Genomic DNA, 25,133 nt, shown 5'->3' with positions numbered 1-25,133 from the left:
GAGAAAGCCATGCGGCGCATCTTCGACTACATCCGACGCAGGTTGATCCTCAAGATCAACCTGCCCGTCGCCGTGGTGCTCATTCTCAGCACCTCCATCTGGGCCTCCTTCCACCTCTCTTTTCAGGAACGGATAGTCACGGAAAATATCATCCAGCATGCCGAGCGGTTGTCCAACACCATCCGACTTGGACTGCACTATGCGATGATGCTGAACTCGCGCGACGACATCAAAATGATCGTCAACAACTACAGCAGATTGGGCGAAATTCGTGGTGTCCGCATCATCGACAAATACTCGGTGGTCATGTTCTCCAGCCATGCCTCTGAGGTCGGAGAGGAGATCGACCAAGCCTCGGGCATCTGCCAAGTCTGCCACGCGATATCGCCCGCCATTCTGTACCCCACGCAAGAGCAAAGCATTTACCAGCAGACCGTGGTCAACGATGAACGCATCATGCGCATGGTCAGTCCCATCCCCAACGATCCCGGCTGCTCGGGACCGCCCTGTCACTACCACCGTCCCGACGAACCCATTCTGGGAGTGCTCGATATCGCGTTCTCCCTCGACCAAACCGATCTTCTCGCGCGCGACAGCAGGCGGAACACGATCCTGCTAGCCGTCCTGCTCTTCGTGTCCATTTTCGCGACCCTTTTCATTCTTTTCTTCGTGCTCATCAAACGGCCCTTGAGCAAAATCGTGCAAGGCGCGGGACAATTGGCCAAGGGCGTCAAGATCGAACGGGCCATGGTCGACCAACCCGACGAGATCGGCCAACTTTCAAAAGCCATTTTCGAGATGGGCAACGACCTCATCGACAAGCAAGATCAGTTGCGCATCCAGCGCAACCAATACCAAAACCTTTTTGAGGGTGTGCCTTGTCTGATAACGGTGCAGAACGAAGACCTCCAGCTCCTTTCTTTCAACAGGACCTTCGAGGAAAAATTCTCCGCAAGCGTCGGGGAATACTGCTACAAGGCGTACAAGAACCGCGATGACCCCTGTCCTTCATGCCCTGTACTCAAGACCATCAGCGACGGAAAATCCCATGTCACCGAGGAGACGGGTTACTACAAGGACGGCCGCAAGGCACACTGGATAGTTACCACCTCACCGATCTACGATACAGACGGCAACGTTGTCGCAGCCATGGAGATGTGCCTCGACATCACCTCCCGCAAAGAGCTTGAGGAAGAGGTACGTCGTTCCGAAAAGAAATATTGCGATATTTTCAACAATATTCCGAATTCGCTCTTCGTCATCGATGCGGACGACTTTTCCATTCTCGACTGCAACCGAAGCGCCTTGAGCCTCTATGGATACACCAAGAGCGAACTTCTCGGCATGTCGTTTCTTCAACTCTGCGTTGACGATGGTTCGAATAGCTGCATCCGGGCAGTGCAGACAGGCGACATCATCAACCAATCCAAACACATCACCAAATCGGGCCGGGAATTCTATGTCTCGGTTCATTCTTCGCCGTCGGAATTCGCGGGGCGAAAGGTTTGGCTGGTTTCCATCACGGACATCACCAAGCGACTTGAAATCGAACAACATCTGATCCAGGCTAGCAAAATGGCCACGCTAGGTGAAATGGCTACGGGCGTGGCTCACGAACTGAACCAGCCGTTGGCGGTCATCCAAACTTCGGTGGACCTGCTCAAGCGCAAAATCGGTCGTGGCGACCCTGTTCCAGCCGAGGACATTGCAAAAATCGCCGAACTTGCATCCGGCAGCGTGGATCGAGCCACCAAAATCATCGGTCATATGCGCGCATTCGGCCGCATGTCCGACATCCAAATGGAACGGGTGAACATCAACGACGTGCTCAAGCGCGCCTTCGAATTCTTCAAGCAACAGTTGACACTGCGCAATATAACTGTCGATTGGGATGAAGACGAAAAGCTGCCATTGGTCCTTTGCGAACCTAACCGCATGGAGCAAGTATTCATCAATTTCCTGCTCAACGCTCGGGACGCAATTGAAGAGAAAGCCCAGAAAAGCGGCGGCGATAACGACCGACGGATCACCATCAAGACGATGCACAACCACGAATTCGTCACCGTGCGCATCAGTGACACCGGCACAGGTGTGCCCAAATCCCTCCGCAACAGGATTTTCGAACCGTTCTTCACCACCAAACAGGTGGGCAAGGGAACGGGCCTGGGGCTCTCCATCAGCTACGGCATAGTCCGTGACTGCGGCGGCACAATCAACGTGACGAACAACGACTCGGGCGGCGCGAGCTTCTTCATCCGCCTGCCCGTCGCACCCCGAAAATAGACGAGAGCCGAGCCAGAGATCGTGTCCGAGCGGAATCCACTTCGGTAGGGATTATGAACAGGAGCCCACGAAAAAGCCCCTCTCGGCTTGGCCGGGAGGGGCTTTTCAAAAACATTAAAAAATTGGCTAGTGCCCGTGCTCGCCGTCGCTTTCCTTCACGGTCTCCCACAGACTCTTCAGGAAAACGATTCCCAGCCCCGTGCCGATAATGGCCAGCACGGCGTAGAGAACACCGAAGAACACGAAGTGATCGGGCATCCACCAGGGAATATTCCAGGGAAGCGGACTCTGAATGGTTTCGCCGGGAATCATCGCAACCTCCAAAAGTGACTGATGGCCTCGGGCCGTTTATTTCACGGCGTCCTTGAGGAGCTTGCCGGGACGGAACTTCACCACCTTGGTGGAGGGGATGGTGATGGCCTTGCCGGTACGCGGGTTACGGCCGGTGCGAGCCTTGCGCTCTTCGACAACAAACGTTCCGAAGCCGGTCAGGGTCAGCTTGCCTTCCTTGACCAGGGTGGCTTCGACGGCCTCAAGGAACGCGTTGAGAGCGCGCTCGGCATTGGCCTTGGTGGTGGACGCCTTGTCCGCGATCTTGGCAACCAGTTCAGCCTTCGTCATCTCTCCTCTCCTTCTTTTTGCCTTGAAAAACACACACCCGCGTCCCACTGGGACAAAAAATTTTCGGCTGTTCGCCAACGTGGCGACGAGCCTTCCGGATCAACGCCCCCCCGCGTTCATCGCCCAGGAAACCCCGTGGTTCCTGGCTGCTGCTTGGGCACGTTAGCGAAAAGCACAATCCGTGTCCAGAGCGTTACGGCTGGAAAAGCGAACTTTCATGCGGCTTCCCGAGCCATCCGTTGCACCTAGACTAGATTTTGGGAATCAAGTCAAGCGGGGAGGACCCGAAAATCCGCTCGCCGAGCCAGATGAATTCGCTTACGGACAGATCCTCTGGCCGAGCCGTGACAGGAATTCCGCGAGCACTCATCTCTTCCGGCAAACTCTCTGTCATCCACATCTTCAGAATTGATTTCAATTGCTTACGCCTTTTCTGGAAACACGTCGCAAGAATGCGGGACAAGGTCTCGGGATGACGCGGGCGTTCGCCAGGAGGTCGTGGTACAAAAGACAGCACCGCCGAGTCGATCTTTGGAATCGGCCGAAAAACCTGCGGTGGAACTTTGAACAGCAAGCGGGGGGTGGAAAACGCCTGGAGCCAGACCGACAAGGCACCGTATTCGCCATTTCCGGGCACAGCCACGATCCGACGTCCCACTTCGTACTGAACCATGAACACTGCTTTGTTCCAGCCCGAGGCACGGTGCACGATTTCCCACAGCATGGGCGAGGCGACGTTGTAAGGGAGGTTTCCAATCAGCCTGATTCCGGGAAGTCCCGCAAGGCCTTCCCAGGCGAATGACAGCCCGTCGCCAATGACGACCCCCGCCTGGGGGTACCGCTCCTTGACGAGCCGAGCAAGTTCCCGGTCCTTTTCAAGGGCCAGAATGGGCCTGCTTGCAGTCTCAGCCAAGATGGAAGTCAAGGCCCCTTGGCCAGGGCCGATTTCAAGCACAGGCCCCTCGTTCGGAGCACCCAAGGCCGCCACGATACGGCGGGCGATGTTCCTGTCCACCAGAAAATTCTGCCCCAGGCTTCGTTTGGCCCTCACGGCAAGGGGACCGCCCTTCTCACTTGCCATTCGGATCGAAGGCCACGGAGGCGCGGAAATCCACGGTTTCCTGGGGAAAGTCATCGAGATGACGGGAGAACGCCGCCTGAAGGAAGGAATCGACCCACCAATAGATGTTGTTTCTGCGCACGGAGTCTCTCAATTTGACCATGCGAGAGTGCCGCTCTCGCGTATCCATGTAGAAGGCCCGGTGAATCGCCTTGGCCGTCCCTTCCGTATCGTAGGGATTGACGAGAATCGCCCCCACCTTCTGAAGTTGGGCGGCCGCTCCGGCGAATTCGGAAAGAAAGAGCACGCCGCTTTCCGTAACGTTCGCCGCGCAATATTCCTTGGCGACCAGATTCATCCCGTCCCTGAGCGGGGTGACGAGCGCCATGTCCGCGGCGCGGTAGTAGGCAATAAGCTCCCGACGCGGCAAATTCCGGTATTGGTAGTGTATGGGAATCCAGCCGGGCCGGGTGAATTGCCCGTTGATTTCTCCAACGAGTTGTTCGATCTCGTTTTTCAATGCGAAATATTCGGGAATCTCCTCGCGGCTTGGTACGGCGATCTGAACGAATGTAACCTTTTCCTGCAAGTCAGGATATTTGACGAATAATTGCCGGATCGCCTGAAGGCGTTGAGGAATGCCCTTGGAATAGTCCATACGGTCCACGCCAAGAATGATCTTGCGGTACCGCAGGGCCTCCTGAATTTCCTCGGCGGCCTTGACCACCTCCGGGGACGACGCAAGGGCCGCAAAGGAGTTGAAGTCGATGCTTATGGGGAAACATCCGGCCCTAATGGAACGCCTTTTGAGCGAAATAGCCACGATGTTTCCCCGCCCACTCAATTTTGCCTCCGGGACAAGAGCCTCGGTGCACTCCACGAAGTTGCGGCGATCGCGCATGGTCTGAAATCCGACGAGATCGAATTCGAGGAGCGCGCGTATAATCTTGTCGCGCCAAGGGAGCTTGAGAAAAATGTCGGGAGGTGGGAAGGGAATGTGCAGAAAAAAGCCGCAGTTTCGCTCCAGCCCCATGTTGCGCAGCATAAAGGCGAGATGCATCAAGTGATAGTCATGCACCCAGATGTAGTCGGAATCGCGACTGTGGCGTGCCGTGACCTCGGCGAACTTAAGGTTCACATTCAGGTACGCGTTCCAGTATTGGGGCATGAAGTTGCACCGGGACTGAAAATCGTGAAAGAGGGGCCATATGATCTCGTTGGAAAAACCGAAATAATACCCCTTGATCTCCTCCTCACTGAGAAAGACCGGGTGCAGATCGTAGCCCGCGTCCTTGGAGAAGGCGGTCAAGAGCCCCTTGAGGTCGGCTCCGGCCGCTGCTCCCGCCCAGCCGATCCAAAGCCCTCCCCTGTTCATGAGCACGGGCGCAAGCGCAGTCACGAGACCTCCGGCTCCGGGCTTTACGGTCCATGCTCCTTTCTCTTGTGCGAGCGAAATTGGAAGTCGATTCGAAACGACCACCAGCCTGGTGGAGAAGGCATTGTGTTCCTTCATGCTATCGTCCCCGCTGGTTTGTCTTTTTCTGGTCTGCCAACCATGGGAAAGTAGCCGCCCCAAAGAGTCAATGCAAGGCGTGGAGCACTTATTTTCGCCACGATCCTTGTTTGCAATGGCTCACAACGAGGTCGTCTTGCGCATCTGGCGCAAGGCACGGCGCTTGCGGTAGCCCCGAATGAGCGGCAGGGAGATGAAATAAGCGACCACGCCGCTTGGGATACCGATAATAGTGCCGCCGATTATCATCACCACAAGTCCCCTCCAACCGACGTTGGCGAGTTGCTTGATGGCTTCCATGTCGAACGATTCGATCCGGATGCTGAGGTGCTCGAAGGGGGAGAAAAAACCGCCCACTTTGTAGGTCACGAAGTAAAAGAACACCCAGTTGAGAGGATTGGATATCCAGGTGGCCAGAAACGCTGCGACTTTGCTGCCACGCAGGATGAAGGACGACACAATAGCGACCAGGATCTGAAATGGTACGCCAGGCACCACGGGCAGCCAGGCAGCAAAAACACCGCAGGCGATGCCGCGCGCCACGACTTCGGGCTCGGCCTTGATGCGCAATACCTTAAGCCAATACAGTCGCGACTGGCGGACAAGCCGCGTCAGGAATCCCCGGGCTCCGCGCCCGTTGCCGTTCTCGCTCATATCAGCTCAGGATGTCGAAGCGCTCGAAACGCATGGTCATTCCCGCCCTGCCCTGGGTGGCGGAGCGAAGATCCGTGGAAAAGCCGAACAGATGGGACAGCGGAGCCAGCGCCCGCACGACTTTGAGGCCGGGACGGTCGAACATGTTGTCGATCTTGGCGCCCTTTTGGCCGAACAGGGAGACGACCTCTCCGACAAATTCGCCCGGCACGGATATCTCCACGGCCATGAGCGGTTCCAGGAGCACGGCAGTGGCCTCTCTGAGCGCTCCTTTGAGCGCCATGGCCGCAGCCATGCGCATGCCAACGTCCGTGGCTCCTCGCTCACGCCCCTGCATCTCCAGCACCCGCACCAGCACATCGCTCACGGGCCAGCCCAGAACCCCGCCCTGCAAGCCGTCCCGCAGCCCGTCGTCCACGGCGTTGACCATGGCTTCGGGCCATCCGTCGTGGGCGAAAGCGAAAATCACATCGTTGCCCGCCCCGCGTTCCCGCGGTTCCACTGAGACGCGCACACTGCCGTAGTGGGCTTTGTCGCCGAGCATGCGATCGAACTCGGCCACGAACTCGGCTCGTTTGCGGATAGTCTCCTGGCAGACTGCCTGGGGCTTTCCGGCACGCGGAGTGAGATTGTACTCCCGATGCAGGCGTTCCAGGACAACTTCCAGATGCAGTTCCCCCATACCTGAAAGGATAAGCTGCCCGGTCTCCGCGTCCGGTTCCAGGGAAAGTGTCGGGTCTTCGATCAGGAAATGCCCCAGAGCCTCGGAAAGCTTGTCTCCTTCATCGGCGTTTCTTGGCTCGATGGCCAGCGATATGACTGGGGTGTAGGTCTCGATGCGATCGAGCAGGAGTGGGTTATCGCGAAGACACAAGGTGTCCCCGGTGTGCGCAAAGCGCAACCCAGCCGCGGCGACGATGTCTCCCGCCTGGGCCGTGTCGATCTTTTCCTTGCGCCCGGCGTGCATGCAAAAAAGCCTCGCGGCCCGTTCATTCATCCCCTGTGTAGAATTGAAGACTTCCTGCCCTTCGCTCAACGTTCCGGAATAAATGCGTAAGAATACGTGCTTGCGGCCGGTTTCCATACTGACTTTGAAGGCCAAGCAGGCCAGGGGACCGTCCGGATCGCAGGAGAGATCGATGCGACTGTGGTCAGAAGGCCGCATCGCGTGGGCCGGAGGCACGTCAAGGGGACTTGGTAGATAGTCACGCACGGCATCGAGCAATGGCTGCACGCCGACGTTGCGAAGCGCCGAACCGCACAGGACGGGCGTAAGACGCTCGGCCAGGGTGGCACGGCGGATGGCCTCATTGATTGCCCGCAAGGGAGGTTCTTCGCCAGAAAGATACATCTCCATGAAGGCGTCGTCTTCCTCGGCCAGAGTTTCAAGGGTCCGCTCCCGGACGCTTTCGACCATTTCTGATTCGTCGGCTTCGAGAGGACGGCGAATGACGGTGGTTCCCTGGTCCTCGGCCGAAAAAGAAAGGTGTTCGCGTCGCAAAAGATCGAAAACGCCCGCGAATTCCTGTCCCTGCCCGTCCGGGATCGTCAGGGGCAGCGGACGCGCGTCGAGACGCTCCCGCATGGCCGTGAGCACCGCCTCGAAGTCAGCTCCGGGACGGTCCATTTTGTTGATGAAGGCGAGTTTGGCGACATGGTGCGCCAAGGATTGCCGCCACACCATCTCGCTTTGCGGCTCCACTCCCGCCACGCCGCAGAACACGCCAACGGCTCCATCGAGCACCCTGAGGCTGCGCGCGACTTCGATAGTGAAATCCACATGTCCGGGCGTGTCGATGATGTTGATGCGCGTGTCGCCCCACTTGCAATGGGTGCAGGCCGAGGAGATGGTGATCCCGCGCTCCTGTTCCTCGGGCATGAAGTCCATTGTCGCAGCCCCGTCATGGACCTCCCCCATCCGGTGGATGCGGCCCGTGTAGTACAGGATCCTCTCCGTGAGGGTGGTCTTGCCCGCGTCGATATGGGCGATGATGCCGATGTTGCGCAGCGTGGCGGCTGGATCGCGCTTCGCCTTAGCCATCACGCCCTCCCGAAAGCAGGCTAAGACGGCATGCGGAAAAATCGGCGGGAAGCAGACGAGGCCACCACCAAAACGTCTCGGCCCCAGGGCAGAGCGTCAGCGGAAAACGGGATGCGGCACATTCCCTGAGATGGCAGGGAACGAAAGCCGCAGCGTAGGGCTGCGTAAGAAAGGTCTCGAAATCGCCCGACCGATGCCGCATCCCTCTGACTTTCCGCGGGGCATTCCAAACCGTAATCCCAGAATCGGGGTGCAGCCGAGAAATCATGCGAAGAGCGAACTCTTCGGGGCCCTCATAGAAAACACCGAGAGGAGCCGCCTGGGCAAGGCGCACACACCGGACAGCAGGCGTTTGGGCAAAACCGGCCCAATCCCCCGCCATGTCCACGACGACGCCCAAACTTTTCGAAGCGCCAAGGGATTTGGCGATCCTGGTCTCCATGCTGTCGTCGCAAACATGGACGGCTTCCTGCCCCGCCAGTTCGAGCGCCACGAGCACCTCGTCCTCCCATTTAGCTGCCTCGCGCCGTACGACAATGACCTGTCGGACGCCCGAGGTGCGCGCCGGGACGAGAGCCGCCAGAAGCTTCAACGGCGAAATGGGTGAATCCGGCAAAAGAAAAATGACGAAATCGAGTGGGGTTTCCTTGAAAGAAGCATCCAGCCAGCCAAGAGACCATTCCTGACGGCGGGGCTTTTGCGCATCTCCCGGCCTCGGTGGATACATGGCGAAAAGTCCAGCGATGGCGGTTTTGAGCGCCGCCATGCACGAGTCATCGACAGCCTCATAAGCACGGGCAAATGCGCTGTCCGGAACCCTGCGCCTCGCGGGCAGTGGGAAGAGTGGTCTGGATGTTTCCATGCAAAAAAGGCGGCCCCCGACGGTCAATGCGCCCGCTCGTTCGCTCGCGCAGGGCCCGCTAGAGCCAGTCGAACCACTGGCGCCAACTGCCGTGTTCCTTGGCGCGCTCTTCCTCGGAGCGGGTTTTCTGGTATTCGAAATAGGAAAGCTGCGCCATCTTCTCGGCGTACTCCATGACCTCCGGCAGATCCTGGAAATTGTCGAGAACGAATTGATACCGGTTCCAGGCCGCTCCCCAAAGGCTTCTCTTCCAATAGAAATCGGCGACGTACAATTCATGATCCGCCAGAAAACGACGACATTTGGCGATGTAGTAGTCAGACTCTCGGGCGTACCGGCTGTCCGGGTATTCTTCCTTGAGCCTGTAGAAATACTCGAGGGCCTCGCTAATCGTGGTCTGAGGCCGGTCGATGGATACGAATTGGCTGTAACTGCTCACTCCGATCTGAAAAAGCACGTAGGGGATGTTGTCGTTGCGCGGATGCAACGCCTCGAACTCCCGGTACGCAGCGGCAGCTTCGGGATAACGTTCCGCCAGAAACCAGGCGTCTCCAAGGGAAAGTTCGGCCTGCAAGGTATACGGACTGAACGGATAACGGTCCTTCAGCTTCTGAAAGTACTCGGCCGCGTCGGCGTACTTTCTATCCTGCATGGCGTCGTTTCCGGCCTCGAAGAGTTCCTGGGCCGTGTCTTCCGGCGGTTCCATGAAGTAACGGTCGATGAGCGCACAGCCGGACGAAAAAAGGGTGACCACGAGAATGAACGCGGTCACCCAAGGAAGATGTCTATTTTGCATGGCTTTCAAGGTAGGAGACGGCGCTGTTGGCCGCCACGGCGCCGTCGCCGACGGCCGAGGCCACCTGACGGCAATTTTTGGAGCGGATGTCTCCGGCTGCGAAAATGCCGGGAACATTGGTACACATTTCGGTGTCGGTGACCACGAAGCCCCTGCCGTCCGTTTTGAGGTTATCGGGAAGGAAGGAGTCCTGGGGCTCGAACCCGACGAAGACAAACACGCCATCGACATCAATGTCGCGTTCCTTGCCGGACTTGACATCCTTGACCGTTATCCCCGTCACCTCGGACTCGCCGATGACTCGCGTGACGATGGTGCTGCGCAGAACCTCCATCTTGGGATGGACGAAGCACCTGTCCTGGTAGCACTTGGCGCCCCTGAAATCGTCCCGGCGATGGATGAGATAAAGCTTTTTGACCAGACGCGTGAGGTACAGCGCCTCCTCCAGGGCCGAATTACCGCCGCCGATGACGGCCACGACCTTGTCCCTGAAAAAGTTTCCATCGCACAGGGCGCAATAGGAGACACCCCGGCCTGTAAGCTCGCGCTCGCCGGGAAGTCCCAAACGACGATACTGCGCTCCGGTACAGATGACTACGGCCTTTGCAACGATCCATTCATCGCCGATTCGGACCTTGTGCATCTCATCCCCGGTTTCGATGGCCCGGACTTCGTCGTTGAAGCGCTCGAACTGGCTGTTCTCCCAGGCCTTAACCTGGGCGGCCATGAGATCCGCAAGCTCATAAGCGACTATCCCCTCAGGAAAACCGGGATAGTTGTCGATGCGTTCGGTGAGGAGCATCTGGCCTCCGGGGGAGAGCTTCTCCACGAAGGCCAGCCTGACCTCGGAGCGCAGCAGATACAGTGCGGCCGTCAATCCGGCCGGCCCGCCACCGATCACAACGACATCGAATGTTTTCATAACATTACAGCGCTTTCTGGCTGATCATTTCCTTGATGCTGGACTTGGAGACAGCCCCGGTGACCTGATCCAGAACCTCGCCGCCCTTGAAAAGGATCAGGGTCGGGATGGCGCGGATACCATACTTGCTGGGGGTGTTGGGGTTTTCGTCAACGTTCATCTTGGTGATCTTGACCTGTCCGGTGTATTCGCCGGCCAGTTCCTCGATGACCGGCCCAAGAGCCCGGCAAGGGCCGCACCAAGGCGCCCAGAAGTCCACCAGCACGGGGAGGTCGCACTGCAGCACTTCGGCCTCGAAGTTGCTGTCGGTCACCTGAATAGCCATCACACACTCCTTTTCGCCTTATGGCCTTGATGTTCGGTTGTCCGTTCCTTTCGCGGTGAATGGGATCATCACCCGCATGGTTGGCGCATCGAAAGGAACAATGAGCATAAACTATAAGCCCGCATACCCCTTGTCAACCGGAATCGGGCACCCCGAAGGCCCGCCCATCAATCACGCAGGGCAGTTTCCGCCGACCCAGTCCTCGGGAACGATCCTGCCTCGAGGCACTGCATCGAGTGACAAATCGTGGCGTAACCCCGAAGCCAGAAATATTTCTCCAGCATACCCTATCATTGCCGCATTGTCAGTACACAGGCGAGGGCTCGGCGCAACAAGCGCCAAGCCGCGTGACGCGGCCAGCGCGGCCATGTTCTCACGGAGCATGGTGTTTGCCGCCACTCCGCCCGCGAGAACCAGGCATTTCGCATCCGAAAAGGTATCGAGCGCCCGCGCGGTCTTGATCGTCAGCGTCTCGGCCACTGCCAGGCTGAGCGAGGCGAGGACCATGCCTAGTTCCTCGCGCACGTCTCCAGGCAGCCGGGCTCCGATGTCGCGGTCGTCCAGGGCGAGTCGCGCGAGCCTCAGGTGCGGGCGCTTGGCAACCAACTGGCCGAATGCAGTCTTCAGTCCGCTGAAGCTGAAATCGAGGTTGTCGTTGTCCGTATACGGCCTCGGGAAGAGCTTTGGATCGGGCGCATGCCCCCTGGACAGGGCATCAACATGGCTGCCACCGGGATAGGGCAGGTTGCAGATTTTGGCCGCCTTGTCGAACGCCTCGCCGGCCGCGTCGTCGAGCGTCCGGCCAATGAGGTCAAAGGAGGTGGGCGAACGCATGCGATACAGGTGGGTGTGGCCGCCCGAAACGAGCAGGCCAAGCGCGGGCCACTCGATACGCTGCTCCATGTCCGCGGCGAGAAGATGGGCGTGCAGATGGTTCACGCCGACGAGCGACAGGCCAGTGGCGCAGCACAAACCCTTGGCGAACCCGATTCCGACGAGCAGACTGCCCATGAGGCCAGGCCCGCGCGCCACCGCGACGCCATTCAGATCCCGGACTGAAAGCCCTGCGTCGTTCAAGAGCGCGCCGAAAAGCGGCGCAATGATGCGCTGATGCTCACGCGAGGCCAGTTCGGGCACCACGCCGCCGAACAGGGAGTGCAGGTCTGCCTGAGAGGCCAGCCGTTCGGCCAGCACCCTCCCCCGTTCCACAACTGCCAGTCCGGTTTCGTCGCAGGAGGTCTCGATTCCGAGAATCGGCATCAGTACCCGTGTTTGCGGTAGATATCCCGGACCTTCTCTACTTCGTACGGCGAACCGATGACCAGCGGTACCCGCTGGTGCAGATCGGTGGGAGCGATGTCCAGGATGCGGTTCACGCCGTCGGTCGCAAGTCCCCAGGCCTGCTCCACCACGAAGGAAAGCGGGTTCGCCTCAGACATCAGGCGTAGTTTCCCCTTGGGCTTTTTGGGATCTCGCATATCGGCCGGGTAAAGGAATATGCCGCCATACAAAAGCGTGCGATGGAAGTCGGCCACAAGAGACCCGATGTAGCGCGAACTGTAGGGCGCGCCGCTCCCATTGCCTTCCGGGTCCTTGAAGAACTCGACGACCTCCCTGGTGGCCCCGTCCCAGTAGGTGGTGTAGCCCTCGTTGATACTGTAGATGCCGCCACGCTCCGGGATCTTGATGTCTGGATGCGACAGCAGGAATTCGCCAACGCTTGGGTCGAGGGTGAAACCATGCACACCGCTTCCCGTGGTCAGGACCATCATGGTCGAGGAGCCGTACAGGCAGTATCCGGCGGCCACCTGTTCAACGCCGGGCTGTAGGACGTCCTCGATGCTCGTGGGTTGGTCGGACGCGGAGAGACGACGATACACCGAAAAAATGGTTCCGATGTTGATGTTCGCTTCGATGTTGGACGAACCATCCAGAGGGTCGAAGATCAAAACGTAGTCGCCGCGGGGAAATCCCTCGGGGATATCGATGATGCCTTCGTTCTCCTCGGATGACATGGCGCAGATCACGCCCGCGCGCGACATGCGGTGGATGAGCACGTTGTTCGCGTATTCGTCGAGTTTCTTGACCTCTTCTCCCTGCACATTGACTTCGCCGGTAAAGCCGAGCACGTCGACGAGTCCGGCTTTGGTGACTTCACGGGAGATGATCTTGAAGGACAGAATGAGCTGGTTCAGAAGATGTGTGAACTGCCCGCGGGCAACGGGCATTTTCTTCTGATTGAGCAACAGATGTTCCGTTACGTTGACTTCGGGCATGACATCCTCCAATGGCTGTAACGCGGTCGGAGACGAAAAAGCTTCACTATCGGTCGCGCACTGCGTAGATGATGTATTCGCCACCCAAAACGCGCGCCAACCAGGTGAACGTGACTTTTTGCTCGGCGAGTTCGATCTGCCCCTGCACGTTGCCTTGCAGTATCCTCTCCCAAGGCGCATTGAGAAGACGCTCGGCATACTCTTCCTGGCCTTGAGCCGAAAGGACGGCGGCGGGAGAGAACACCACGAGTTCCTCGGGGGCAGGACAAAAGCGCATCAGGCTTCTGAAATCGAAATGCACAATCGTCAAGCCGATCCAGGAACGATCCCTGGTGTAGGAGTTGGCCAAAAAAACCTCCGCGCCGAGATCGGTGGCTTGAACGTGGGCGCGCATGCGACCATCGTTCCAGGCTTCGCCTACTTCGAGCAGCGGCGAGAAATCGAGCGGCTTGAGGCTGAACTCCGGCTGCCTGTCGATGATCTCCCCTGTGGACTCGACGATCATGACCCCACCGACCCAGGGATACCGGGAGAAGACCATGCCGAACCAATCGCGTTCGGGATAGGAGGTCTGCGCATCCACTTCCCGCTGAAGAGACTGGAGTTGCCTGTCCACCGGCGTGAAAAGCATGGCCAACCGTTCCTCGCTTTCCTCGGAGAACGTCGCGGGCTCAAGGGTGATTTCGGGATTAGGGTTGATGCCGCCCAAAACCCAGCGATAGGTTTTGGTGACTTTGGCGCACCCCATGACGGCCACGGTTGCAAGCAGGAGAATCAGGGCGAGTTTTCGGATCATGCTTTCGGACGTAACAGGTTGTAGAGGCGATTTCCACTTATAGCCGAAGTCGAGGATTGAAACAATCCGACGGAGAGGCCGTGCATCGGACAAAAGAGGCTCCGTGCTGCCAATGTCAGACACTCGCCCGCGCCTCCAGGCGCTCAGCAAGCAGGGAGAGGGAGCGAACGAGCTTGTTTTTGGCCCGTTGCATGGGCTCTCCGGAGATGAAGTCGGCTTCGTCCAGGCCCGATTCGGCCTCTCCCTTCAGGGCGGCCTGCCGTTCCAGTTCGTGCACTTCTTCCATGCGGGACAAAAGCGCGATCCGCTCTTTCTCGGGAGCATGCTCCGCAAGCTCAGCCAGAATTTCGAGCGCTCCGGCATGATCCCCTTGGGAGATAAGCAGTTCGGCCATGGTCCGGGTGCGCAGTGAGGGCCCGCGACCTTCGTCCGGCACGTCTACCGCGATGGGCTTGGTCATGCTCCGCGTTTGGACGCCTGCGGACACCTCCGCCTCGAAGGTGAACTCTGGGGCGTGGCTCCTGTGGAAAGCGGATTCTGGACGGGCGGAAGCCTGGGCGGGCGCCTCGATATCAAGATCATCATCGTAGCCCAATCTGCCAGAAAGGGCTTCAAAGCCCTTGTGTAGCACCTTGGCCCAGGTGATCTCCTCTCCGGCGAGATGCGTCGAGAGGAAGTTCAAGGCCACGGCAGCATCGGGCGAACGCTGCCCGGCCATGCCCGCCCATATGCCCCAGAACGCGGGATAGCGCGAAAGCGTCCCGGCAAGTATTTCGACTTCCTCGGCGGCCGCATCGTCGCGTTCGAGTTGATGGAGGATCTCAATCAGGAGCAGTCGGGCTTCCATGTGATCGGGATGTCGCGACAGGCCTTGGCGCAGAGTTTCCGCGGCCTGTAGAATCATGCCCGACTCGGCGTAGAGCTTGGCGAGCGGATAAAAGACCTTGGAGGTTGGATCGGAAGAGAAGAGTTCCTGGAAGAGTTCGATCTTATTTTTCATCGCCTGCGGCTCCAGCCAAGGTCTACGGGTTATCGCGGCGCTGCGTGGAGAAGAGATAGAGGATCTCGTTGCCGCGGACGTAGTTCGTCTGGGCGCGCACGGCCCTCTCCATGTGTTCTCGGTCGGTCTTCAAGAGCCGGATGTCCTGCGACAGTTCGATGCCCCTGTGGTTCATCTCACCGATTCTGGCCACGAGATCGTCGTGTCTAGCCTTGGTCTCCCGGTATGCCGAGACTCCCTGGTCGCCCAAAAACAGCAGATACATCAACGCGAAGTTCGCGGTGAGCAGCCCGATCAGAAAAGCCCGGCGCAGGATCATCGACGAGGGTCCCTCATTGCAGAAAACGCGCCTGGCTTCCTGTGCGATCGATCGCAGTCAGGGGGCCTCGCAATTCGTCGAGAAAACTCGCCGTGGCGGACTCGATGCGCGCGACGTCGTCCTCGTGCAGGTCGATATGATTCACTTTCGACAAAAAGGACTTCAACTGCTCGAACTCCTTCAAAAGATCCTTGCCCAACTCCAGCCGTTCCAATTGCGGCTCAAGCTCGAGTATGGTCTGCAAGCAGTTCGTGATGCGAAACATCAGATGCAGCGACATTCCCCTTACCATCCCCTGGCACAGAACGCGCGCAATGCGTCGCAGCCCCGCCCCTCACTCGCTTCGTGCCCAAACCGCGTAGAATGAATGCATGTAATTCCACCCGGAATATACCGTCAATGCAAGAGCGATGTAAAGCAACAACTCTCCAATCGGCTTCGGATCGAACACGCCGAGCGGGTAGTGAAGGATGAGTGGGCACAAGGCGACGATCTGGACGATGGTTTTCAGCTTTCCATATCGGTCGGCCGCGATGACCAGCCCCTTGTCCGCAGCCATAGCCCGAAGCCCGGTCACGGCAAGCTCCCGGGCGATGATCAACACCGCGACCCAGGCCGGAGCCCAACCGAGAGCCACAAGCATGATCAGAACGGAACAAATGAGCAACTTGTCGGCAAGAGGGTCGAGAAACTTGCCGAAGTTGGAGACCAGAGCCATCCGCCTGGCAACCATGCCGTCGAAGAGGTCGGTCACTGCGGCTGCGACGAAGAGGATGAGCGCGATCCAACAGGTCACCCGATTCGGGAAGGACAGCAAAACCACGATCAACGGCACGGCTGCAATCCGCAGGAGCGTCAGCTTGTTTGCGAGATTGAACATTTAATAATTCCGCAATGTTGACTATTCAAGAACGGGACCTTGCGCGGCCGCCGCCTCCAGACTTTTCTCCGTCTCCGCAACGATCGTCCTGGCCAACTGCATGAGCGCAGCCTTGACCGGAGTCTCCTCGGACAGCATCACCACCGGCTTGCCGAGATCGCTGGCCACGACCGTGGCCGGATCGAGGGGAATGGCCCCAAGGAAAGGTAGCCCGTAGCGCTCTGCCAGTTCGCGGCCGCCTCCCTTTTTGAACAACTCGATCTCTTCCCGGCAATGCGGACAGATGAGTCCGCTCATGTTCTCCACAACGCCGAGTATCCCGGCCTTGGCGTACTGAAGAAAATTGACCGCCTTGCGCACGTCGGCCAGGGAAACTTCCTGCGGCGTGGTGACGATGACGCACAGGGCGTCCGGAATCGTCTTCAGAACGGTCATGTGTTCGTCGCCGGTTCCAGGAGGCGAGTCGATGACCAGAAAATCGAGGTCGCCCCAGGACACGTCGGCCACAAACTGCCGTATGGCTGAAGTCTTCATGGGACCACGCCAGAGAACGGCCTGATCAGGGTCCTTGAGGAGAGACTCCATGGAGACCACGGAGAGGTTCTCCGCATACTGCTTGGGGCGGATGATACGCCCTCTGTCAACGTCGAGCTGCCCCTTGATGCCCAGCAGACCTGGAACAGAGGGACCGTGAATGTCCACGTCCAAGATCCCCACGCGATAGCCCATGGTCGAAAGAGCCGCAGCGATGTTTACCGCCACGGAACTCTTGCCCACACCGCCCTTGCCGCTCATGACGAAAAGTTTGTAGCGGATGCGCGCCAAGGTGCTTTTGATGAGTTCGTCCTGCATGGCCTGAGCGGCGCTGCCGCCCTTGCCTCCGCTGCACGAGGAACACGATTGCGATGTCATTGGGATAAAGATCCTTTCAAGTGTCTATTTTGTACGCTATGCAATAGCTCCAAGCAGCCCCGAGGGCAAGCACGCTCATGACTCCAGCACGGATTCCGGCTTCATGCAGGCGCGTTCAAGGAGCATGACCCCCAGAAATCCCGCGCACATCAGGGCCAGGGCTGTCCAAAACTCTACGTCGACCGCCCGGGGCAGAACATTGGCCTCGCGAATGACAAATTCCCTGACTCCCATCACCCGCGTCTCCAGCACTTCCTTCCAGGGCCATATTTTACGCATGGCGCCGAGCATGAAACCCGTAAGAATGCTTATCGTGGCTGCCCGGCGATGCAGGAGAAGCCAGTGAAGGAGACGGGAGAACCCCATTATTCCCACGACGCAGCCCGCCCCGAAGACGGCGATGATCCCGATGCTTTCGTGGACGAAGGGATTCTTCACGGCTGCCGTGATGAAATGGTATTTACCGAGCACGAGCAGTATGAACGCGCCCGAGATGCCGGGCAGGATCATGGCGCAGATGGCCAGCGCGCCGCACACGAAGATGAACCATGACTCGTCGGGGGTTTCCACAGGAATGAGGCCCACGATCCAGTAGGCGGCAAGGGTTCCGCACAGGACCAAAGCCACGTTCGTCGGACGAAACGGCTTGATCTGCCGACCAACGACCAGGATTGAGGCCGCAATGAGGCCGAAAAACAAGGCCCAGGTCTGAACCGGATAATGGTCCATTACATGATGCATGATCCTAGCCATGGAAACGATCGCCACCGCGATGCCGAACAGAAGAGGAGCCAGGAAGCGAAAATGGACGTGCTCGAAGGCCGCAACGAATTGTCCCCGCATCAGAAGCCGCAGGAATGCGACATCAAACGATCGAATGGACTCGACGAGTTGATCGTATATCCCGGTGATGAATGCTATGGTGCCTCCCGAAACCCCCGGGATGACATCCGCAACTCCCATACAGAACCCTTTGAGGGAAACAAGACCCGCCTCACGCCACGACGAGTTTCCGCTCGACCCCAAGCCGCACCGAGAGCCTTGAGCCTGTTCCCCCACCCTACCCGTCCCATCCATGACGGCCGACGAGATCGACGAAGATGACCGGCGTGCGGTCCTCCGTGCGAACAAGTCCACGCTCCTTGCGGACGACCTTGAGCGTCTGCGCCCTTTTGCTCGGTCCAACGGGAATGACGAGGATGCCGTCGTCGGCGAGTTGCTCGACGAGCGGTTCGGGCACTTTGGGCCCTCCAGCAGTGACGATGATGCGATCGAATGGAGCCTCCTCGGGCCAGCCGAGGGTACCGTCGTCGAGCTTCAGCTTAACAAAATAGTACTTGAGCCGCGCAAGCCGCTCCCTGGCCTCGAAGTGCAATTCCCGGACACGCTCGACGGTGAAAACGTCAGCCCCCATCTCGGCCAGCACGGCGGCCTGATAGCCCGAACCAGTCCCGATCTCCAAGACCTTCATGCCCGGCTTGATCTCCAAAATCTCGGTCATCAAGGCCACGATGTAGGGCTGGGAGATGGTCTGGCCATGGCCGATGGGTTGTGGACGGTCGTCGTACGCCTGGGCCGCAAGAGCCTCCTGCACGAAAAGGTGGCGCGGGACAGCGCGCATGGCGCGCAGCACTTCTGGATCGCGGATGCCGTTCGCTTCGATCTGCTCGCGAACCATGCGTTCGCGTTTGCGGACAGGGTCCATGTTCATCCGGGAATTCCGTGGCTACGCATGAATGACAGGCAGGGGCACCGCGCCCCGCGCACGATGGAATGCATGGTTTGCGCGATCAAGTCAATGCGTCGCGCCGGGAGACAGCATTTCGACATGGCCGGGCGACCGATCCATGTACCAAGCCCCGTTGTTGACAGTGCCCCGGCATTCGTCCAATCTGAAATAGAATAAACCCCGGTTCCCATGGAGGCCGCCATGATGCACGTCGCCGATCTCATGACCCCAAGGCCCGTCACCCTGCGCGAGAACGAAACCCTGGGAGCAGCGCGGGAGCGCATGGAGCGCATGCGCATACGGCATCTGCCCATTGTCGATCGAGACGGCGTCTTTCTCGGCCTCCTGACGCATCGCGACCTCCTAGCCTTCACCATTTCCAAGCTCGCGGGCATCGATGACGCCGCACAGGCGGAAATCGACGCCGGAATCGTGGTTTCGGAGGTCATGCGCCGAGACGTCGCGGTCGCCTCGCCGGGCGTCGGGGTCCGTCAGGCCGCGCAAATAATGTTGGATAACAAGTTCGGATGCCTGCCCGTGCTCGAAGACGACAAGGTCGTAGGCATTCTGACCGAGGCGGATTTCCTGAAACTGGCCATCGGTCTCATGGATGAACTCGAACGCATGCGCGGCCGCGCGGAGCGGACCGGCTAGAACTTGTCGGCCAGATGCTCTTGACCTTCGACCGATCGAGCCATTTCACGGAGGATCTGCAGACTCTCCTCGGCTTCTTTCGGATCGAGAATACGCAGGGCAAACCCAGCGTGGACGATCAAGTAGTCGCCCACTTTGGCCTCGCCTTCGGTGAGCATGAGGGACGCCTTGATGAAGGTGTCGCCTTCCCCGACGCGGCAGTCGGCCACGCCGTTCTCAATGGATTCGATGCGGACGGGAATCGCCAGGCACATGATCTTCTCCTTACCGTTCAGGCGCGCGGGGAGAACTCGCCCCCGGCGGTCTTGATCTCATCGAGCACGCGGGACGCAATCTCGGGCATCTTCGCTGCGATGCACTCGCTCACCTCAACGGCCATGGTCTGGAAATCGTAGGGTTCCACGCCGATAACCACGGCCTCGGGCCTGTGCCCGGCGATATCGCAGTAGATCAGCGTGTCCACCAAGTCAGTTTGATGCATGGAATTCTTGAAGGCAAGACTCTTTCTGAGGTCCTCGCCGGTCAGGCGATAGACGTCTCCCGGCTCGCCGTCGCCGAGCACCGCGTCCACGACGATCAGTAAATCCGAATTCATGATGGGGTCCATGAGGCGCATGCCGAGCGTGCCACCGTCATAGAGACTGACGTTGTCCGAAAAATCGTAGTTGCGTTCGAGCCATTCCACGATACGGACGCCAAGGCCCTCGTCCGTCCACAGGATGTTGCCAACGCCCATAACCAAAATACGTTTGGACTCCTGCGTCATGCACCCTCCCTCGACACTCCCCGGCGGGGGTAAAAAAGGGAACCCGGCCCGGCGGGCCAGGTTCCCCATGATGCGGTTCGATTCCCGATCCCTTAGAGGATGCGGAACTTGTGGACCTCGTTGGTCTTGGAGTCGATGACGTGCACGCCACAAGCGATGCAGGGATCATAGGAGTGCACGGTACGCAGGATTTCCACCGGACGCTTGGGATCAGCGATGGGGGTGCCCATCAGGGCCTCTTCCACGGCCGAGAGCTGGTTGTTGGCGCACCGCGGACCGAGGTTCCAGGTGGAGGGCACCACGAGTTGGAAGTTCTCGATCTTGCCGCCCTTGATGTGAATCCAGTGCGAGAGCGCGCCGCGCGGCACGTCCGCCCAGCCCACGCCGTAGGCTTCGTCAGGCATCTGCCAGTCCTTGTAGATGTCGGTCTTGCCGGCAGCCACGTTGGCGGCGAGCTGATCGATCCAGGTCTCCATCTTCTGGGCGATGACCAGAGTCTGGATGCCGCGCGCGGCGGTACGGCCCAGAGTGGAGAACAGGGCGGCGGGGCCCACGCCCAGCTTGCCCAAGACCAGATCGACGGCAGCCTTGAACTGCGGATGTCCCTTGGAGTAAGCCACCAGGACCTGGGCCAGGGGCCCGACTTCCACGGCCTTGCCGTCGTAACGGGGAGCCTTGAACCAGGAGTAACGGTCCTTGTCGTCCAGGCTGGTGTACTGGGGCTCGGTGACTCCCTGCCAGGGATGCAGGGCGTCGGTGCCCTTGTACCAGGAGTGGGCCACGTGCTCCACGATCTTCTGCTGGTCGAAGGGCAGCGGGTTGGCCAGGTCGCGATTCATGATCACGCCCGGGGGCAGGAAACGGGAGTTGAGATCGTACTCGTCGGTGGGGAACTCGCCGCAGGACAGGAAGTTCGTGGTGCCGCCGATGCTGGCCCAGTCCTTGTAGTAGCTGGCCACGGCGAGCAGATCGGGAATGTAGACTTCCTCGATGAACTTCTTGGTCTCACGGAAGAGCTGCCGGAACTCCTCGATGCGCTCGGGACGCAGCGCGTCGTAACAGGTCACGCCGCCCACGACCATGAACTGGGTGTGGGGGTTCTTGCCGCCGAAGACGGCCATGGCGCGCGCGGCCTTGATCTGCAGGCGTAGGGCCTCCAGGTAGTGGGCCGTGGCGATGAGGTTGACCTCAGGCGGCAGGTAGTAGGCATCGTGCCCGCCCAGGAAGTAGGCGTTGGTGAAAATGCCGAGCTGACCGGAGGCCACGAAGGCCTTCAGCTTGTCCTGCACGGCCTTGAGATCGGCGGCCGTGGTCTTGCGGGGCGAGATGTCGTTGGCGATCTTCGCAGCCTTGACCGGATCGGCGCCGAGCGCGGAGGTCACATCCACCCAGTCGAGGGCGTGCAGGTGATAGAAATGCACGATGTGGTCATGCAGGAATTGCTGCGCGAGCACGAGGTTGCGCAGCACGGTGGCATTCTCGGGAATGGTTACCTTGACGGCGTCGTCCACGCAGCGCACGGAGGCGACGGCGTGCACGTTCGTGCACACGCCGCAGGAGCGCTGGGTGAAGTGATGCGCATCGCGGGGATCACGGCCCTTGAGGATGATCTCAAGGCCGCGGAAAAGCTGGGCCGAGGTCCAGACGTTCTTGACGTATCCTTTCTCGACTTCGACTTCGACGCGGTAATGGCCTTCGATGCGGGTGACCGGGTCAACCACGACCGGGCCGCTGAAATTCTTGGCGAAGGGAGTGGCCATCACTCCCGGGGCCGTCTGAGCTTTACATCCGGACATTGTATTTCCTCCCTTGGGGAAAACGGCTGATTAACGTGCTTTCGCGCCTGTCACCAAAACCTACATGGGCTCGTAGAACGGCGTCATGGTGTCCCAGAAGTTGGGCTCGCTGCAACCGATGCAGGGGTGCCCGGCCTCGACCGGCCAACTCGTCTGGTTGAACTTGACCGTGGGACAGTTGTTGTAGGTGTAGGGACCGCGGCAGCCGACTTCGTAGAGGCAGTAGCCCTTGCGCGCCTCTTCGGAATCGAAGGATGGGGCGAACTTGCCCTCGTCGAAGTACTTCAGCCGCTCGCACTTGTCGTGCACGGTCTCGCCGTAGAAGGCCAGGGGACGGTTGTACTCGTCCAGATCGATCTTCTTGCCTTGCAGGTAGAGCACCACCGCGCCGACGAAGTTGTGCGGCGGGGGCGGGCAGCCCGCGATGTTGATGGCGCTCACACCGAGGTCTTTCAGGCACTCGTTGACGCCCATGGCCTGGGTGGGGTTGGGCCGCGCGGCCTGGATGCCGCCGAAGTTGGCGCAGTTGCCGATGGCGATGGTGGCCTGAGCCTTGGGGATGATGTCTTTGGCCATGGACAGCATGGTGTGTCCGCCGACCATGCCATGGATGCCGTTCTGAGCTGTGGGAATTCCGCCCTCGACGACGCACACGAAACCGGCCGGATCGTGCACGGCCTTGTGAAGGGCTTCCTCGGCGGCTTCGCCGGCGGCGGCCATCAGAGTTTCATGATAGTCAAGGGAAATGGTGTCGAGGATGAGATCGTCGATCATGATCGGCTCGACGGCCCGCAGCACCGATTCCGAACAGCCCGTGCACTCCGCGAAATGCAGGTACACGACGCTGGGACGACGTTTCTGGGTCAGGGCGGCTGCCACTTCGGACGCGCCGGACGCGCCAAGGCCGAGGACTGCCGAGACTGTGGCGCAGAACTTCATGAAGTCACGGCGGGAGACGCCGTTCTTGTTCAGCCGCTCCTCGGCGTTTGTGTCTCCGTGTCCCACGTGAATTTTCATTCGAACACCTCCAGGGTCAAAAAACCACTCTAAAGCCTTTGCCTGTACACCCACACATTACCGGCCGGACGCCAACCGCAGCCCTGGCCGGAGAACTCCCAGGCGACGCAGTACTCGGCCAAAGCCTCAAGCCCTGCCGAATTCCACGTTTTTTCCGCGCCTCCCGTCCAAAACCGCGAGATGACGGCGACGCGGAACTTGTTACAATGTGATACAAGTAACCAGACCGTACGCCAACGCCAGCCATTTCGTCAACAGAAAAACATTTTTCCAATGCTGAACATCCGCTTTCCAGCGCAGGAAGTCTGCAAAAGCGACACAATGCACAAGCAAAATTAATATGCAATCACGACATACACAAATGCAAATCGTAACACCATGCGAATTGCCCGGTTCCACTTCTTAGGATCGCGGCAGAATGGGAGCAGGGTTTGACAACACGACAAAAACCTTTATTCTGCAACCTGTTCAGGCCGAGCAGCGGCCAAGACCTCAACGACGAGAATGGACATCACATGAAGTTTTCACGGCTTTTGTCAATCGGCCTTGGCATCGCGATCATCTGCGCGGCGGCGGTCCTCGGTGTTACCTATTTCCGGGACACCACCCCTCCGCAAATCAGCGTGGAGCTTGACTCGCAAGCGATCAACAGAGACCGGGAAATCACCGTGGCGCTCAACGATTCCGGCTCAGGTCTGCGCCGTGCGAGAATCGTCATCGTGCAGGACAATCAACGCATCGTCATCCTCGAAGAGTCATTCGACGGCGGAATTTCCGCAAAAATCGCTGCAAAAATCGGCGACGCCGCCATAAAAGACGGGCCATTTACTCTTGAAGTCACCGCAACGGACGCTTCCAACTACAACTTCGGAGCCGGAAACACCATTGCCACGACCTGGGAAATGTCCCTCGACACGCGACGTCCGGTCATCAACCTGGAAAGCCAGTTCCACAACCTGAATCGAGGCGGCGCCGGACTCGCGGTCTACACCATCGATGAGGAAGTCGTCCGAAGCGGCGTGGTAGTCGGCGATCTCTTTTTTCCCGGCTACCATCTGCCCGACGGTCGGCATGCCGCCTTGTTCGCGTTCCCCTGGTTCATGGAGCGCAATGCCTTCTCCCCCGTCCTTCTGGCTGAGGATCCGGCGGGAAACATCCGCGAACGCCCCCTCCCCTTCCACGCCAACGACAGGACGTTTCGGCACGACACGATCTCCATTTCCGACCGATTTCTGGACAGCAAGATGGATCAGTTCGAGGACCGGTTTCCCGCTTCCCCAGGCAGACTCGAACTATTCCTCAAGGTCAACAGGCAATTACGGGAGGAGAATCTGCAACGGATGCGTGATCTGGGACAGAAATCCGCCGCGACGCCATTGTGGGATAAAGTCTTCATTCGCGCCGAAGGCAAGCCCATGGCAGGTTTCGCAGACCACCGCACCTACCTGTACAACGGCGAGACCATCGACCACCAAGTCCACCTGGGCGTGGACATCGCCGACGTGGCCAATGCCCCCATTCCCGCAGCCAACACTGGAGTCGTGGTATTGGCGGAATTCTTCGGCATCTATGGTAAAACCGTGGTTATAGACCATGGCCTGGGTCTGATGACCCTCTACTCGCACCTGAGCCAGATCGATGTGCACGAAGGCGACCGAGTCGAGCGCGGCCAGATCATCGGCCGTAGCGGCGCGACCGGTATGGCCGGAGGCGACCACCTGCACTTCGAGGTCTTCGTCTCCGGGCTTTCGGTCACGCCTTTCGAGTGGTGGGACGCGCAATGGATCGAGAACAACTTCGCGAGCAAGCTGCGGCAGTAGCTCCCATATCAACCAGAATACGAAAGGGCCGCCCGGCAACGGGCGGCCCTTTCCTTTTCCATATCCTCGATTCCACAACGAAAAAAAACGG

At 59.2% G+C, this 25,133-nt stretch carries 27 protein-coding genes; 3 read left to right on the top strand and 24 right to left on the bottom strand.

Annotation, left to right across the window (positions count from 1 at the left end):
- The first annotated feature begins 9 nt into the window (after window positions 1-9).
- Window positions 10-2,283: a PAS domain S-box protein gene (locus tag DSAT_RS13830; protein ID WP_020888155.1), complete on the top strand. Its 2,274-nt coding sequence runs from the start codon at window positions 10-12 to the stop codon at window positions 2,281-2,283.
- Between the two features lie 126 nt (window positions 2,284-2,409).
- Here DSAT_RS13830 and DSAT_RS13825 read toward each other — a convergent pair whose 3' ends face one another.
- The 20 genes from DSAT_RS13825 to DSAT_RS13730 form a co-directional block, all read right to left on the bottom strand.
- Window positions 2,410-2,595, bottom strand: a complete 186-nt coding sequence (locus tag DSAT_RS13825) for a hypothetical protein (RefSeq protein ID WP_020888154.1) — start codon at window positions 2,593-2,595, stop codon at window positions 2,410-2,412.
- A gap of 36 nt (window positions 2,596-2,631) precedes the next feature.
- Window positions 2,632-2,904, bottom strand: coding sequence for an HU family DNA-binding protein (locus DSAT_RS13820; protein ID WP_020888153.1), 273 nt, complete (start codon window positions 2,902-2,904; stop codon window positions 2,632-2,634).
- Window positions 2,905-3,154: 250 nt separating this feature from the next.
- On the bottom strand, window positions 3,155-3,985 hold the full coding sequence (rsmA, locus tag DSAT_RS13815) for a 16S rRNA (adenine(1518)-N(6)/adenine(1519)-N(6))-dimethyltransferase RsmA (protein WP_020888152.1): 831 nt from the start codon (window positions 3,983-3,985) through the stop codon (window positions 3,155-3,157).
- Entirely contained in the window at window positions 3,975-5,477 is a 1,503-nt protein-coding gene (locus DSAT_RS13810) for an alpha,alpha-trehalose-phosphate synthase (UDP-forming) (RefSeq protein WP_040371290.1), read from the bottom strand. Before DSAT_RS13810 ends, rsmA begins: the two co-directional genes overlap by 11 nt.
- Before the next feature lie 120 nt (window positions 5,478-5,597).
- On the bottom strand, window positions 5,598-6,131 hold the full coding sequence (locus DSAT_RS13805) for a DUF2062 domain-containing protein (RefSeq protein WP_020888150.1): 534 nt from the start codon (window positions 6,129-6,131) through the stop codon (window positions 5,598-5,600).
- 1 nt (window position 6,132) lies between these two features.
- On the bottom strand, window positions 6,133-8,172 hold the full coding sequence (fusA, locus tag DSAT_RS13800; protein ID WP_020888149.1) for an elongation factor G: 2,040 nt from the start codon (window positions 8,170-8,172) through the stop codon (window positions 6,133-6,135).
- Window positions 8,165-8,938 carry a hypothetical protein gene (locus tag DSAT_RS13795; protein WP_152490339.1) on the bottom strand — a complete coding sequence of 258 codons (774 nt, stop codon included), beginning with the start codon at window positions 8,936-8,938 and terminating at the stop codon, window positions 8,165-8,167. Before DSAT_RS13795 ends, fusA begins: the two co-directional genes overlap by 8 nt.
- A gap of 154 nt (window positions 8,939-9,092) precedes the next feature.
- Window positions 9,093-9,830, bottom strand: coding sequence for an outer membrane protein assembly factor BamD (locus tag DSAT_RS13790; protein WP_020888147.1), 738 nt, complete (start codon window positions 9,828-9,830; stop codon window positions 9,093-9,095).
- Window positions 9,820-10,752, bottom strand: a complete 933-nt coding sequence (trxB, locus tag DSAT_RS13785) for a thioredoxin-disulfide reductase (RefSeq protein WP_020888146.1) — start codon at window positions 10,750-10,752, stop codon at window positions 9,820-9,822. The genes DSAT_RS13790 and trxB overlap by 11 nt, the downstream gene beginning before the upstream one ends.
- Window positions 10,753-10,756: 4 nt before the next feature.
- Window positions 10,757-11,077, bottom strand: coding sequence for a thioredoxin (gene trxA, locus DSAT_RS13780; protein WP_020888145.1), 321 nt, complete (start codon window positions 11,075-11,077; stop codon window positions 10,757-10,759).
- A 171-nt stretch (window positions 11,078-11,248) separates the two neighbouring features.
- The gene (tsaD, locus tag DSAT_RS13775) at window positions 11,249-12,337 is read right to left on the bottom strand and encodes a tRNA (adenosine(37)-N6)-threonylcarbamoyltransferase complex transferase subunit TsaD (protein ID WP_020888144.1); all 1,089 of its coding nucleotides are present in this window, start codon (window positions 12,335-12,337) and stop codon (window positions 11,249-11,251) included.
- Window positions 12,337-13,353: a class 1 fructose-bisphosphatase gene (gene fbp, locus DSAT_RS13770; RefSeq protein ID WP_020888143.1), complete on the bottom strand. Its 1,017-nt coding sequence runs from the start codon at window positions 13,351-13,353 to the stop codon at window positions 12,337-12,339. The genes tsaD and fbp overlap by 1 nt, the downstream gene beginning before the upstream one ends.
- A 46-nt stretch (window positions 13,354-13,399) precedes the next feature.
- A complete protein-coding gene (locus DSAT_RS13765) occupies window positions 13,400-14,272 on the bottom strand; it encodes a hypothetical protein (RefSeq protein ID WP_235695970.1) in 873 nt (290 codons plus the stop codon).
- Window positions 14,265-15,149: a tetratricopeptide repeat protein gene (locus tag DSAT_RS13760; protein ID WP_020888141.1), complete on the bottom strand. Its 885-nt coding sequence runs from the start codon at window positions 15,147-15,149 to the stop codon at window positions 14,265-14,267. The genes DSAT_RS13765 and DSAT_RS13760 overlap by 8 nt, the downstream gene beginning before the upstream one ends.
- Window positions 15,150-15,171: 22 nt before the next feature.
- Window positions 15,172-15,468 carry an FtsB family cell division protein gene (locus DSAT_RS13755; protein WP_020888140.1) on the bottom strand — a complete coding sequence of 99 codons (297 nt, stop codon included), beginning with the start codon at window positions 15,466-15,468 and terminating at the stop codon, window positions 15,172-15,174.
- Between the two features lie 13 nt (window positions 15,469-15,481).
- Window positions 15,482-15,748: a hypothetical protein gene (locus tag DSAT_RS13750; protein WP_020888139.1), complete on the bottom strand. Its 267-nt coding sequence runs from the start codon at window positions 15,746-15,748 to the stop codon at window positions 15,482-15,484.
- A gap of 54 nt (window positions 15,749-15,802) precedes the next feature.
- The gene (gene pgsA / locus DSAT_RS13745) at window positions 15,803-16,348 is read right to left on the bottom strand and encodes a CDP-diacylglycerol--glycerol-3-phosphate 3-phosphatidyltransferase (protein WP_020888138.1); all 546 of its coding nucleotides are present in this window, start codon (window positions 16,346-16,348) and stop codon (window positions 15,803-15,805) included.
- Window positions 16,349-16,369: 21 nt separating this feature from the next.
- The gene (locus tag DSAT_RS13740; protein ID WP_020888137.1) at window positions 16,370-17,260 is read right to left on the bottom strand and encodes an Mrp/NBP35 family ATP-binding protein; all 891 of its coding nucleotides are present in this window, start codon (window positions 17,258-17,260) and stop codon (window positions 16,370-16,372) included.
- A gap of 75 nt (window positions 17,261-17,335) precedes the next feature.
- A complete protein-coding gene (locus DSAT_RS13735; protein WP_020888136.1) occupies window positions 17,336-18,223 on the bottom strand; it encodes a DUF368 domain-containing protein in 888 nt (295 codons plus the stop codon).
- Window positions 18,224-18,320: 97 nt separating this feature from the next.
- Window positions 18,321-18,971: a protein-L-isoaspartate(D-aspartate) O-methyltransferase gene (locus DSAT_RS13730; RefSeq protein WP_020888135.1), complete on the bottom strand. Its 651-nt coding sequence runs from the start codon at window positions 18,969-18,971 to the stop codon at window positions 18,321-18,323.
- Window positions 18,972-19,190: 219 nt separating this feature from the next.
- On the opposite strand from DSAT_RS13730, the gene DSAT_RS13725 reads away from it, so the two are divergent.
- On the top strand, window positions 19,191-19,643 hold the full coding sequence (locus tag DSAT_RS13725) for a CBS domain-containing protein (protein ID WP_020888134.1): 453 nt from the start codon (window positions 19,191-19,193) through the stop codon (window positions 19,641-19,643).
- Here the strand turns inward: DSAT_RS13725 and DSAT_RS13720 are convergent.
- The 4 genes from DSAT_RS13720 to DSAT_RS13705 all read right to left on the bottom strand — a co-directional run bounded on the left by DSAT_RS13720 (window position 19,640) and on the right by DSAT_RS13705 (window position 23,222).
- On the bottom strand, window positions 19,640-19,897 hold the full coding sequence (locus DSAT_RS13720; RefSeq protein ID WP_020888133.1) for a HypC/HybG/HupF family hydrogenase formation chaperone: 258 nt from the start codon (window positions 19,895-19,897) through the stop codon (window positions 19,640-19,642). The two genes, DSAT_RS13725 and DSAT_RS13720, sit on opposite strands and share 4 nt — an antisense overlap.
- Window positions 19,898-19,914: 17 nt before the next feature.
- Window positions 19,915-20,409, bottom strand: a complete 495-nt coding sequence (locus DSAT_RS13715; RefSeq protein ID WP_020888132.1) for a HyaD/HybD family hydrogenase maturation endopeptidase — start codon at window positions 20,407-20,409, stop codon at window positions 19,915-19,917.
- 92 nt (window positions 20,410-20,501) lie between these two features.
- On the bottom strand, window positions 20,502-22,205 hold the full coding sequence (locus DSAT_RS13710; protein WP_020888131.1) for a nickel-dependent hydrogenase large subunit: 1,704 nt from the start codon (window positions 22,203-22,205) through the stop codon (window positions 20,502-20,504).
- 60 nt (window positions 22,206-22,265) lie between these two features.
- A complete protein-coding gene (locus DSAT_RS13705; RefSeq protein ID WP_020888130.1) occupies window positions 22,266-23,222 on the bottom strand; it encodes a hydrogenase small subunit in 957 nt (318 codons plus the stop codon).
- A gap of 515 nt (window positions 23,223-23,737) precedes the next feature.
- On the opposite strand from DSAT_RS13705, the gene DSAT_RS13700 reads away from it, so the two are divergent.
- The gene (locus tag DSAT_RS13700; RefSeq protein ID WP_020888129.1) at window positions 23,738-25,042 is read left to right on the top strand and encodes a M23 family metallopeptidase; all 1,305 of its coding nucleotides are present in this window, start codon (window positions 23,738-23,740) and stop codon (window positions 25,040-25,042) included.
- Window positions 25,043-25,133 lie beyond the last annotated feature (91 nt).

Source organism: Alkalidesulfovibrio alkalitolerans DSM 16529, assembly GCF_000422245.1.
In the GTDB taxonomy this organism is placed as follows: domain Bacteria; phylum Desulfobacterota; class Desulfovibrionia; order Desulfovibrionales; family Desulfovibrionaceae; genus Alkalidesulfovibrio; species Alkalidesulfovibrio alkalitolerans.
This window is presented reverse-complemented; position numbering and strand designations above follow the sequence as displayed.